Source organism: Sphingomonas sp. DG1-23, from assembly GCF_030730875.1.
In the GTDB taxonomy this organism is placed as follows: domain Bacteria; phylum Pseudomonadota; class Alphaproteobacteria; order Sphingomonadales; family Sphingomonadaceae; genus Sphingomonas.
Genome location: NZ_JAVAMA010000001.1, coordinates 11,515 through 23,513 on the forward strand (window position 1 = coordinate 11,515; position 11,999 = coordinate 23,513).

At 67.1% G+C, this 11,999-nt stretch carries 8 protein-coding genes; 3 read left to right on the top strand and 5 right to left on the bottom strand.

Features of this window, described 5'->3' with window-relative positions; translation table 11 throughout:
* Positions 1 to 4 precede the first annotated feature (4 nt).
* Both Q9Q95_RS00055 and Q9Q95_RS00060 read left to right on the top strand, forming a co-directional pair.
* Positions 5 to 3,193 carry an efflux RND transporter permease subunit gene (locus Q9Q95_RS00055; RefSeq protein WP_306093023.1) on the top strand — a complete coding sequence of 1,063 codons (3,189 nt, stop codon included), beginning with the start codon at positions 5 to 7 and terminating at the stop codon, positions 3,191 to 3,193.
* Complete coding sequence (locus Q9Q95_RS00060; protein ID WP_306093024.1) at positions 3,190 to 4,632, top strand: efflux transporter outer membrane subunit; 1,443 nt, start codon at positions 3,190 to 3,192, stop codon at positions 4,630 to 4,632. The genes Q9Q95_RS00055 and Q9Q95_RS00060 overlap by 4 nt, the downstream gene beginning before the upstream one ends.
* On the opposite strand, the gene Q9Q95_RS00065 is transcribed toward Q9Q95_RS00060, so the two are convergent.
* The 5 genes from Q9Q95_RS00065 to Q9Q95_RS00085 form a co-directional block, all read right to left on the bottom strand.
* Positions 4,629 to 6,038, bottom strand: coding sequence for a tryptophan 7-halogenase (locus Q9Q95_RS00065; RefSeq protein ID WP_306093025.1), 1,410 nt, complete (start codon positions 6,036 to 6,038; stop codon positions 4,629 to 4,631). The two genes, Q9Q95_RS00060 and Q9Q95_RS00065, sit on opposite strands and share 4 nt — an antisense overlap.
* Positions 6,035 to 7,525 (bottom strand): tryptophan halogenase family protein, encoded by a 1,491-nt coding sequence (locus Q9Q95_RS00070; RefSeq protein ID WP_306093026.1) that lies wholly within the window; start codon positions 7,523 to 7,525, stop codon positions 6,035 to 6,037. The genes Q9Q95_RS00065 and Q9Q95_RS00070 overlap by 4 nt, the downstream gene beginning before the upstream one ends.
* 182 nt (positions 7,526 to 7,707) lie before the next feature.
* Positions 7,708 to 8,334, bottom strand: coding sequence for a 2-dehydro-3-deoxy-6-phosphogalactonate aldolase (locus Q9Q95_RS00075; protein ID WP_306093027.1), 627 nt, complete (start codon positions 8,332 to 8,334; stop codon positions 7,708 to 7,710).
* Entirely contained in the window at positions 8,331 to 9,203 is an 873-nt protein-coding gene (locus Q9Q95_RS00080) for a 2-dehydro-3-deoxygalactonokinase (protein ID WP_306093587.1), read from the bottom strand. The genes Q9Q95_RS00075 and Q9Q95_RS00080 overlap by 4 nt, the downstream gene beginning before the upstream one ends.
* Complete coding sequence (locus tag Q9Q95_RS00085; RefSeq protein WP_306093028.1) at positions 9,194 to 10,828, bottom strand: sodium/solute symporter; 1,635 nt, start codon at positions 10,826 to 10,828, stop codon at positions 9,194 to 9,196. Before Q9Q95_RS00085 ends, Q9Q95_RS00080 begins: the two co-directional genes overlap by 10 nt.
* 196 nt (positions 10,829 to 11,024) lie before the next feature.
* On the opposite strand from Q9Q95_RS00085, the gene Q9Q95_RS00090 reads away from it, so the two are divergent.
* A complete protein-coding gene (locus Q9Q95_RS00090) occupies positions 11,025 to 11,771 on the top strand; it encodes a FadR/GntR family transcriptional regulator (RefSeq protein ID WP_306093029.1) in 747 nt (248 codons plus the stop codon).
* The last annotated feature ends 228 nt before the right edge of the window (positions 11,772 to 11,999 follow it).

The following is an 11,999-nucleotide window of genomic DNA, read 5'->3' on the forward strand; positions in this document are numbered from 1 at the left end:
CCCTATGTCTCGCATATTCATCGATCGCCCGATCTTCGCCTGGGTGATCGCGATCATCGTCATGCTGATGGGGGTCGGAGCGATCATGTCGCTCCCCATCGCGCAATATCCCGACGTCGCGCCGCCGCAAGTCAACGTCCGCGCCTCCTATCCCGGCGCCTCGGCCGAGACGGTGCAGAATTCGGTCACGCAGGTGATCGAGCAGCAGCTCACGGGTATCGACGGTCTGATCTATTTCAGCTCGTCCTCGACCTCGCGCGGGCAGGTCAACATCTCGGCGACGTTCGAGAAGGGCACCGATCCGGACATCGCGCAGGTCCAGGTCCAGAACCAGGTCCAGCAGGCGCTCTCGAGGCTGCCGCAGCAGGTCCAGCAGCAGGGGTTGCGCGTCACCAAGTCGAACCCCGACTTTCTGATGATCGTCGGAGTCTATGACGAGACCGACAAGCGCACCAACCAGGACGTATCGGACTGGATGGCTTCGAACATGCAGGACACGCTGGCCCGCACGCCCGGCGTCGGCGACACCAACGTGTTCGGCGCGCCCTATGCGATGCGGATCTGGCTGAACCCCGATCGGCTGGCGAGCTATGCGCTGATGCCGAGCGACGTCATCACCGCGATTCAGAACCAGAACACCGAAGTCGCCGCGGGCGAGATCGGCGGCCAGCCGCAGCCGAGCACCCAGATGCTCAACGCGACGGTCACCGCCCAGTCGCGCCTTCAGACCCCGCAGCAGTTCGAGCAGATCATCCTCAAGACCGAGACCAGCGGCGCCAACGTGCTGCTGAAGGACGTCGCCCGGGTCGAGCTGGGTGCCGAGAGCTACAACGCGGTCAGCCGGGTCAACGGCCATCCCGGCGCGGGCATCGCGGTCAGCCTCGCGCCGGGCGCCGACGCGCTCGAAACCGCCGAGCTGGTCAAGGCCAAGGTCGAGGAGATCGCCCGCAGCTTCCCCGCCGGCTTCAAATTCGCTTATGCCAACGACACCACCGCGTTCATCAAGCTTTCGATCGAGGAAGTGGTCAAGACGCTGGTCGAGGCGATCGTCCTCGTCGTGATCGTGATGTTCATCTTCCTGCAGAACTGGCGGGCGACGCTGATCCCGTTCATCGCGGTGCCGGTGGTGCTGCTCGGCACGTTCGCGGTGTTCTATGCGCTCGGCTTCTCGATCAACACGCTGACCCTGTTCGGGCTGGTGCTGGCGATCGGCATGCTCGTCGACGACGCGATCGTGGTGGTCGAGAATGTCGAACGGCTGATGGAGGAGGATCCCGACCTCTCTCCGCGCGACGCGACGATCCAGTCGATGGAACAGATCCAGTTCGCCTTGGTCGGCATCGGGCTGGTGCTCTCGGCGGTGTTCCTGCCGATGGCGTTCTTCGGCGGCTCCACCGGCGTGATCTATCGGCAATTCTCGGTTACGATCGTCTCGGCGATGGTGCTGTCGGTGCTGGTCGCGCTGATCCTCACACCCGCGCTGACCGCTACCTTGCTCCGGAAGAAGAGCGAGGAGCATAATGGCTGGGTCGAGCGGCGCTTTCCCGCGGTCGGCCGCTTCTTCGCCAGAGCACGCGACTGGTTCAACACCAATTTCGATCGCGGGGTGCAGCGTTATGTCGGCGGCGTCACCAAGGTGGTCGACCGCAAATGGCTGTTCCTTTTGCTCTATGCCGCCGTCTGCCTGTTGCTGGTGCTGATGTTCACGCGCCTTCCCACCGGCTTCCTGCCGACCGAGGACCAGGGCGCGGCATCGGTGCAGTTCCGTCTCCCCGCCGGCGCAACGCAGAGCCGCACGCAGGAAGTGCAGCGCGCGGTCGAGCGCTATTTCATGGAACAGGAAGGCAAGAACACCGCGACGATGTTCACCGTCACCGGCGGCGGCGGCGGTGGCGGCGCCAGCGGCCAGAATACCGGGCAGGGCTTCATCAACCTTGCCGATTGGTCCGCGCGGCACGGCAAGGAGAATGCCGCCGAGGCGATCGTCCAGCGTGCGTCGGGCGCGTTCCGCAATTTCCGCGATGCGCAGGTCTTCGCGCTCGTGCCCCCGGCAATCCGCGGGCTCGGACAGTCGAGCGGCTTCACGATGCAGCTCCAGAATGCCAGCGGCATGCCGCGCGACCAGTTCCTCGCCGCGCGCGACAAATTGCTCGCCGCCGCCAACAGCGATCCGGCGCTGGCGCAGGTACGCCTCTCCGACTTGCCCGACGTTGCGACGCTCAAGGTCGACATCGACCAGCAGAAGCTCGCTGCGCTCGGGCTCGCCCAGGGCGACGTCAATTCGACGCTGTCGACCGCATGGGGCGGCCGCTACGTCAACGACTTCATCGATCGCGGCCGGGTGAAGCGCGTCTATGTCCAGGGCGACGCGCAATATCGCGCCAGCCCGGACAATATCGACGAATGGTTCGTCCGCACCCGCAGCGGCGAGATGGCCCCTTTCTCGTCCTTCGCGCAGACCAGCTGGGCCACCGCGCCGACGACCATGTCGCGCTTTCAGGGCATTCCCGCCTTCGAGATCCAGGGCCAGGCCGCGCCGGGCCAGAGCTCGGGCGAGGCGATGCGCCGGATGGAGGAACTGGCATCGCAGATTCCGGGCACCAGCGTCGCCTGGTCGGGGCTGTCGTTCCAGGAGCGGCTGTCCTCGGGACAGGCGCCATATCTCTACGCGGTGTCGCTGCTGGTGGTGTTCCTGTGCCTTGCCGCCTTGTATGAAAGCTGGAGCATTCCGGTGGCGGTGCTGCTGGTTATTCCGCTCGGGCTGGTCGGGGCGGTGTTCGCGGTGACTCTCCGCGGGCTGCAGAACGACGTCTATCTCCAGATCGGACTGCTCACCACGATGGGCCTCGCCGCCAAGAACGCGATCCTGATGATCGAGTTCGCGGAGCGCGCCGAGAAGGAAGGCAAGCGCGTGATCGACGCGGCGCTCGAGGCGGCCCGTATCCGGCTCCGCCCGATCCTGATGACCAGCCTCGCCTTCATCTTCGGCGTGCTGCCGCTGGCGATCTCGACCGGTGCCGGCGCGAACAGCCGCATCGCGATCGGCACCGCGGTGATCGGCGGCATGCTGACCGCGACGATCCTCGCGATCTTCTACATCCCCCTGTTCTTCGTGCTCGTCCGTCGCGGGGTGCGCGACGGCCTGAAGGCAGCGCGCGCGCGGTTCGGGCGGAATCGGGAGGCGCAGGCATGAAGCGCGCGGCACTGATCCTTCTCGTCGGAACTGCCCTCGCCAGCTGCTCGATGGAGCCGAAATACGTTCAGCCCGCGGCGCCCGTGCCGCCGAGCTGGCCGGCCGGCGACGCCTATCTGGCGAACAGCGAAGCGACGCTGCCGGCGGTCACCTATCGCGACATCTTCCGCGATGCGCGGCTCCAGAAGCTGATCGAACGGGCGATCGCCGAGAATCGCGACCTGCGCCTCGCCGCGGCGAATATCCGGGCGGCGCGCGAGCAATATCGCATCCAGCGAGCCGATCGCTTCCCTGAAGTCACCGCCGGCGCCGGCGCTACCGCTTCGGACGGCCAGAGCAGCAGCGGATCGACCGCGGGATCGGGCACCCGCACCCGCTTCACCGCCGACGCGGGGATCACCGGGTTCGAACTCGACCTGTTCGGGCGCGTCGCCTCGCTGACCCGCGCCGAACAGAACCGCTATTTCGCCACCGAAGCGGGCGCACGGGCGACATGGCTGACCCTGGTCGGCGACGTCGCCGATGCGTGGCTGCGCTATGCGGCCGACGCCAGTCTGCTCAAGATCGCGCAGGATACCGCCGCCAATGCCGAGAACAGCGTTCGCCTGACCAGGGCGCGGCTGGAAGGCGGGATCGCGCCGCGGACCGATCTGCGCCAGGCCGAGCAAGTGCTCGAAGGCGCGCGCGCCGACCTCGCCGAGCAACGCACCGCGCTCGCGCAGGACGTCAACGCGCTGCAATTGCTGATCGGCGCGCCGGTGGACCCGACCTTGCTCCCCGCTTCGCTCGACGAAGCTGCGCCCATGATCGCCGAGCTGCCGGCAGGGATCGATTCGAGCGTGCTGCTCCGCCGCCCCGACGTGGTGCAGGCCGAATATACGCTGCGCGCCGCCAATGCCGAGATCGGTGCCGCGCGCGCGGCCTTGTTCCCGCGCCTCTCGCTCACCGGACTGCTCGGCCTCGCCAGCAACGCGCTGACCGGATTGTTCAGCGGCGGCGGGTTCAACTGGTCCGCGGGTGTCGACGCGAATTATTCGATCTTCAACGCCGGCGCCGGCCGCGCCAATGTCCGATTGACCGAGGCGCAGCGCGAGGCGGCGGTCGCCACCTATGAGCGCGCGATCCAGTCGGCATTCCGCGAAGTCGCCGACGCGCTGGCGCGGCGCGGGACGATCACCGAGCAATTGCGTGCGACCCAGGCCCAAACCGACGCCGCCGCCGACACCTATCGCCTTGCCGAAGCGCGCTATCGCGGCGGCATCGACACCTTCCTGTCGAGCCTCGATGCCCAGCGCTCGCTCTATTCGGCGCGCCGCACCCTGGTGAACACGCGGCTGGTGCAGGCGAGCAATCTGGTGACCCTGTACCGCACGCTCGGTGGCGACTCGCTGCTCCGCGCGACGCCGCAAGGGCCCGAGGCGACCGCGCCGCAGCCTTAGGTCCCCGGCACGCCGCAGCGCGCGAGATAGTCGGCATAGGACGGCAGTCGCCCCGGCAATTGCGCGAGGCCGGCGCGCATCTCCGTCATTCGCGTCGCCGCCGTGTCGGCGGGCACCGCCGCAGCGCACGGGTCGATCGCCTGCGGCACCACCCCGAGCCCGAGCAAAGCCGCGATCCAGACTTCCTCGAGCAGGCTGTCCTCGTCCTTATGGACGAAACGGCCGCGACGCTCGAATTGATCGAGGACGCGTGCGAGGCTGTCCGGCACTTCGATCCTCGTGCCGGCGCGGAGATAATGCAGCGCCTGAAAGTCGCGCATCCCCTCGGCCTCGGCACGCGACCGGCGGTTATATTCGGCGGTCTCGACCGGGTGGCAGTCGCGGCCCGGCAGCAATTCGATCGCGCGGGCGATGCCGCTGTGCGCGAGGTGAAGATTGGGCCAGTGCAGCGGATCGAGCGCGACGGCGGCGTCGCCGAGCGCGAGGACGTTGCGGACCCACGGTTCGGCGCGCCGGCCGGGACGGATCGCGACCGAATTGTCGCCGCCATCCGACGAGGCGTGGACCCGTCCGAGCAAGGTTTTGCCGGGTAGCGACGATACGAATTGCCAGTCCTGCACGCCGCCGCCGATGATGGTGTCGTTGGGATCGGCCGCGCTGGGCGGCGCCTCGACGATCGCCACCCGATCGCAGGGCAGCGCGCTGCTCCAATCCTCGAAACCACCCGAAGACAGGGCCGCCAGCGGCGCCGCCGGGCCCGAGGCGTCGAGATAGAGATCGGCTTCGACTCGCCGGCCGTCGTCCAGCAGCACCGCTGCGACTCCGCCATCGGCACGCCCCTCGACGCTGCCGAACGTGCCGGCGAGCCGGGTGACGCGCAGCCGATCGGCCAGCGCTGCGAGCAAATCCCGGTAGCGCGCGGGGTCCAGCCGCAGGGCATAATCGAAGGCCGCGAGCGGCGTGCCGGGCTGCGGATGGACGAACTTGCCCGCTTCGGCGATCACTCCGGCGGGCGCGTGAAGGTGCCACGCCCCGGCGCGGCCTTCGCGGCGGGCACGCGCCCAGAGCTGGTGAAAGGCGATCTTGCCCGCGGGCGCGCCATGCTCGCCATGGACATGCACCCAGGTTTCGGCGCCAGCGGGCCAATGCTCGAAGCGCAGCCCGAGCCGCGGCACCGCGGCGCCGGCACCGAGCAGCGCCTGCTCGTCCATGCCGATGCTCGCATGGAAGCGGTGGATCGCGCTCGTGCTTCCCGGCAAGCGATCGGCGAGCGCGGCGGGATCAAGCGGTGTCTCGACCATGGTGATCGCGAGTTGCGGCAGCGCGCGGGCGAAAGCGGCCGCGGCGGACAGGCCGACGATGCCGCCGCCGAGGATGGCGATGCTGCGGATCGCGCGGTCGCTCATGCCAGCCCCAGCGCGGCGCGGTGGCCGGGCAGCGCTGCGACTTCGCGGGCGATCTGGCCGCGCAGTCGCGCCAGCGCCGCGCCCAGTTCCTGCGGATTGGCCGCATCGACGCGCTGGTCCCAGCTTTCGGGCACTATCCCCTGTCCGATCAGCACGGCGATCCAGCTCGGCGCGAAGAACAGCCCGCGGCTGTAGCGCTGGATTCGCCCGGCGCGACGGAACAGTTCGATCTTCTCGGCGAGGCTCTCCGGGATCGGCGCGTGCCGCACGTCGCGCCAGAACGATGAATCGTCGCGCGAGCTGGCGTGGTAATGCAGGATCAGGAAGTCGCGGATCCGATCATATTCATAATCGACCTGCGCGTTGAATTCGTCGCGGTCGGCGGCATGGATCTGCTGGATCGGGAACAGCTCGATCAATTGCTGGATCGCGACCTGGACCAGATAGATGCTGGTCGATTCGAGCGGCTCGAGGAAGCCCGAGGCGAGCCCCACCGCGATGACATTGTGCGACCAGCTGCGCTTGCGGCGCCCCGCCCTGAAGCGCAGCACGCGCGGGTCGGCGAGCGGCTCGCCCTCGATCGCGGCGAGGATCGCGGCGGACGCTTCCTCGTCGGACAGATGCGCGCTCGAATAGACATAGCCATTGCCGACGCGGTGCTGGAGCGGGATTCGCCAGCACCACCCTGCGGGCATCGCCGTGGCGCGGGTGAGCGGCTCGATCTCACCCGGTGGCGAGGCGCAGGGCAATGCCATCGCGCGATCGCAGGGCAGCCAGTGCGACCAATCCTCCCATGCCTCGCCGAGGGCGTCGCCGAGCAGCAGGCTGCGGAACCCCGAGCAATCGACGAACAGATCGCCATGGATCCGCGCGCCGCTTTCGAGCAACACCGCCGCGACATCGCCGGTTTCGCCGTCGCGCTCGACCGAGACGATCTTGCCCTCGGTTCGCGTCACGCCATTCGCCTCGGCGAAGGTCCGCAGGTACGGACCGAAGCGAGTCGCGTCGAACTGATAGGCATAGCCATAGGTCGAGAGCAGAGCCTCGGGATCGGCGGCTGGCGGCGCGAAACGGCGTTGCGCGGCCATGACATGAGCAACGCAATAGTCCGCGAGTTCGCCTCCCCGCCCCAGCGCGTGGATGCGGCGCCACCAATGGAGGAAGGGCACGTCGCCCAGCGGCCGGCCGAAATCGCCGAACGGGTGGAGATAGCAATCGCCCGGCTTGCCGAAATCGCGGAACTCGATGCCGAGCTTGTAGGTGGCGTGGGTCGCCGCCATGAACCCGGCCTCGTCGAGCCCCAGCGTCTGGATGAAGGCACGCAGATGCGGGAGCGTGGCCTCGCCGACTCCGACGATGCCGATCTCGGCGGATTCGATCAATTCGACGCTGGCGGCATGCGGCAACAGCTTCGCGACCGCCGACGCGGCCATCCAGCCGGCGGTGCCGCCACCGATTACCACTACGCGCTTGCGCGGTTCCTGCATCCTCTCGCCCCGATTCGCGGCGCCCGTCCGCAACTTTGGCGTTGCGACGAATTCCTCGACTTTTCCGTCACTTCATCTGCGGAAGTTTAGGAAGTTGCGGGCCGCGCCCGGAAAGTTGCGGCTGCGCTGCCGCATTGCTCCCCATCCCGGCCCTCGGTATCAGCGTGGCAAAGGAAATCCTGTTAGGAAAGGGCTGAAACGAACGCGCGCGCGCGTTCGCCGACTTCGGCCGCGGTGAGGCCGATCTTGTAGAGCGCCGACCCCAGCCCGAACCCGTCTGCCCCGGCTTCGCGCCACGGGCCCATATTGTCGGGTGCGATGCCGCCGACGGGGAGCAGGCGAAGCTCTTTGGGCAGCACGGCGCGCATCGCCTTGAGGATCGTCGGGCTCGATCCCTCGGCAGGAAAGAGCTTGAGCGCTGTGGCGCCTGCCTCGAGGGCGGCGAAGGCCTCGGTCGGGGTAACCACGCCGGGGAGCGAAACCAGCCCCGCCTCGGCGCTCGCGGCGATGACCCGTGTGTTGGCGTTGGGCGAGATGATCATCGTGCCGCCGACCGCGGCGACCTGCTCGACCTGGCCTTCGGTCAGCACCGTGCCGGCACCGATCACTGCGCGGCCCTCGAAGCGGCGGGCGAGCCGCGCGATGCTGTCGAGCGGGTCGGGCGAGTTCATCGGGACTTCGATCAGGGCGAATCCGGCATCGACCAAGGCGTCGCCGATGCCTTCGACCTCGTCGGGCCTCACCCCGCGCAGGATCGCGATCAGCGGGCAGCGGGCAAAGGCGGCGTCGAAGGCGGCGATATGGCTCATTGTTTCACGATCTCGTTGATGCCCGCGACGAACGCGGCGTGGCTGTCGATCAGATGGGCATTGCGGCCGTGCGATTGAATGGCCGCCGCATAGAGCCCGCCGAGAGTGGGACCGGCGAGGATGTGGACGGCGTCGTGCCTCGACGTGGCGAGCCGCGCGGCGACGTCGGTGCCGATCAGCAGGCCCGAGGCATAAGAGGCGGCGTCGGCATCGTTGCGTTGACCGAGCATCTTCGCGGCACGGATGCCGAACAGCGACGCGGCGAGGTCTTGGCGGTTGCCGTCCTCGACGCCTTCGAGAAACGCCGCGCCGAGGGTGACTTCGCCGCCGAGCTGGGTGGCGAGCAGGCCATGTTTCCGAAGCAGGGCGAACAATTCGCCGGTCATCGCGGTGACGAAATCCGCGACCTTGCCCCCTTGCATCTCGACCCATTTGCAATGGGTGCCGGGCTGGGCGAGCAGCGAATCCGCCGGGACGAGGTCCGCCGCGACCGCGCCGAGCAACTGGACTTCCTCGCCGCGCATCACGTCGGGCCGGCCGCCGACCAGAGTCGATATGCCGGGGACGATCGCGGTGCGGTCGTCGATCCACAACAGCCCCGCCGCCAGTTCGGCGACCCCGGCGGGCGCAGCGACATAGGGCGCCGGCCGCCAGCCGATATTCGAGCCGACCATGCCCGCGAGCAGCATCGGCAGATCGCCGAACCGGCCGCGGATCGCCGCCGCCTCGGCTCCGAAATCCTCGACCGAAGTCACGCCGCGGTCATCGCGTTCGGTCTGCACGACCTGACCGCCGTCGATCAGGAACACGCGCCGGTTGGTGGTGCCCCAGTCGACGGCGAGGAAGCGGCTGCCGAAACTCACCACCAGGTCGCGTACAAGGCGATGAGGATGAGGATCACGCCGATCCCGGCCACGTTGAACACCCCCGAGGTGCGGAAGGTCACGCCCTCCATCGTCACCCGGTTGGCGTCGCCTCGGCCGCGTACCAGCAGCGAGACCGCCATTGCGAGGAACAGGCTCACCACGAACACGAACATCATCCGGTTCATGAACGGGAAGAGATAGGCGTTGAGCGCGTCGGGCAGGAAGTCCGAGGGGATGCCCATCTTGAGGATGTACGACAGCAGCACCGAGGTGATCGCGGCGACGATCGCGCCGGCTTCGGTCGCGGGCTTCCAGAACAGGCCGAGCAGGAAGATCACGGTGATGCCCGGGGTGAAGAAGCCCGAGAATTCCTGGATGAACTGAAAGGCCTGGTCCGACTGGCCGATCAGCGGCCGGGCGGCGACGATCGCGATCACCACCGCAATCGCGGCGACGACGCGGCCGACGAGAACGAGATGCTTCTCCTGCCCCTCGACCGCAGCGACATTGTCCTCGCCGCGAGTCTTCATGCCGCGTGCCTTGGCGTAGAGATCGAGCGTGAAGATGGTGGCGATCGAATTGATCTTCGAAGCGGTCGAGGCGATGATCGCCGCGATCAGCGCCGCGAAGACGAGGCCGAGCAGCCCGGGGGGCAGCAGCTTCATCATCGTCGGATAGGCCTCATCCGGCTTGGCGAGCTCGGGCGCGAGCACGACGGCGGCGATGCCCGGGAGGACGATGATCACCGGCATCAGCAGCTTCAGGTAAGCGGCGAACACCACGCCCTTCTGCGCCTCGCCGAGATTCTTCGCGGCGAGCGCGCGCTGGATGATGTATTGGTTGAAGCCCCAATAAGACAGGTTGGCGATCCACATTCCGCCGACCAGCACCGCGATGCCGGGCAGATCCTTGTAGAAGGGATTGTCCTGGCTAAGGATCATGTCGAAATGGCTCGGCGCGCGCTCGGTGAGCACCGAGAAGCCGGCGAGGACGCCCTGATCGCCGCCGATCTGGTTGAGGGTGAGATAGGAGACGACGAGGCCGCCGAGCACCAACAGCGTCACCTGGACGATGTCGGTGAGCGCCACCGCCTTGAGGCCGCCATAGAGCTGATAGAGCAAGGCGAAGCCGCCCAGGGCGATCAGCGACGCGGTCTGATCGACGCCCGCGACCTTGTTGACCGCGATCGAGCCGAGCCAGATGATCGAAGTAAGGTTCACGAACACGTAGAGCGCGAGCCAGAACAACGCCATCAGCACCGGGAGCACGCGGCCGAACCGCTGCTCGAGGAACTGCGGCATCGTGTAGATCTCGTTCTTGAGGAAGATCGGCAGGAAGAATTTGCCGACGATCAGCAGGGTCAGCGCCGCCATCCACTCATAGGACGCGATCGCAAGCCCGATCGCATAGCCCGAACCGGCCATTCCGACGATCTGTTCTGCAGAAATATTCGCCGCGATCAGCGACGCGCCGATCGCCCACCAGGGCAGCGACTTGGATGCGAGGAAATAATCCGAAGTATCCTTGGCATGCCCCGCCTTCTCTCGACTAACCCATTGGGCAAGGCCGAAAATTCCGATCGCATAGGCGATCACGACGAACAGATCCAAGTTCGAGAGACTCGTCATTGCTTCCTCCCTGCCCCGGGCGCCGGCGGCTGATGCCGCGCTCTCGTGCCCGCCTGTGACGCCCATTCGAGCGTCGTTGGTTCATTTATCGTATTTATTGGACTTGTCCAGCGCCACCACTCCGCTAACGTAGGTGAAACAATGGCGTGGAGAGGGTCCTGACATCGTTGTCGGGGTCGATCAAGGGGCGGCAGGCATGTCGAACAATTATCCGGAACTGGGCGCGGAGGATGCGCGGCCCCAGCTGGGCCGCAACCTGACCTATGGCATGCTCGACAGCCTCGGGCGCGCGATCGTCACCGGCCGCTACGAACGCGAGGCGTTCCCGACCGAAGCCGAGCTCGCCAAGCAGCATGGCGTCAGCCGCTCGGTGACCCGCGAAGCCGTCAAGATGCTCACCGCCAAGGGGCTGTTGAGCGCGCGCCCGCGCCAGGGCACGGTGGTCCAGCCGGCGACCAACTGGAATTTGTTCGACACCGACGTGCTGCGCTGGCTGCTCGAGCGGCAATTCTCGGTCGAGTTGCTGCGCCAATTCAACCAGCTGCGCGTGGCGATCGAGCCCGAGGCGGCGGCGCTGGCGGCACGCGTCGGCACGCTCGACGACCTTGCCCGGATCTCGCACGGTCTGGAACGGATGGAAGCGGCCGAACAGGGCCTCGAGGATACGCTGGAGGCTGATATCGCCTTCCATGTCGCGATCCTGCGCGCGTCGGGCAATCCGTTCTACGCGCAATTTCGCGACGTGGTGGGCACCGCCTTGCGTACCTCGATCCGCTTCACCAACCGGCTGAAGGGACGCACCGCGAATGTCGCCGATCATGCGGCGGTGCGCGACGCGATCGCGGCGCATGATTCCGAAGGCGCGCGGACCGCGATGCGGGCGCTGATCGGCGACGTGCTCGAGCTGATCGACGATGTCGAGGCGGGCGAAACGCAGGGCTGAGTTGCAGCTTTGGCCGCGCGTTTGATCGTGTCAACACAAGGGCTTGCAGCGATCCCGCGGGTTTCACGAGCCTCCCGGCGCGAGCGTTCGAAAATTCTTTGCGTGGTCGCGCGCAAAGCTAAGTTACCGAAATATCATGGAAATATTCTGGAAACACCAGAGAGCCCCGACATCATGGTAAACTATATGGCCGCGGCACCGCCCTGCCCTCTCCACACTCTTCCTATG

What these genes read in the sequence shown, in the direction of transcription:
- Q9Q95_RS00055 (WP_306093023.1), top strand. Translation starts at nt 5, where the DNA reads ATGTCTCGCATATTCATCGATCGCCCGATCTTCGCCTGGGTGATCGCG.
- Q9Q95_RS00060 (WP_306093024.1), top strand. Translation starts at nt 3,190, where the DNA reads ATGAAGCGCGCGGCACTGATCCTTCTCGTCGGAACTGCCCTCGCCAGC.
- Q9Q95_RS00065 (WP_306093025.1), bottom strand. Translation starts at nt 6,038, where the DNA reads ATGAGCGACCGCGCGATCCGCAGCATCGCCATCCTCGGCGGCGGCATC.
- Q9Q95_RS00070 (WP_306093026.1), bottom strand. Translation starts at nt 7,525, where the DNA reads ATGCAGGAACCGCGCAAGCGCGTAGTGGTAATCGGTGGCGGCACCGCC.
- Q9Q95_RS00075 (WP_306093027.1), bottom strand. Translation starts at nt 8,334, where the DNA reads ATGAGCCATATCGCCGCCTTCGACGCCGCCTTTGCCCGCTGCCCGCTG.
- Q9Q95_RS00085 (WP_306093028.1), bottom strand. Translation starts at nt 10,828, where the DNA reads ATGACGAGTCTCTCGAACTTGGATCTGTTCGTCGTGATCGCCTATGCG.
- Q9Q95_RS00090 (WP_306093029.1), top strand. Translation starts at nt 11,025, where the DNA reads ATGTCGAACAATTATCCGGAACTGGGCGCGGAGGATGCGCGGCCCCAG.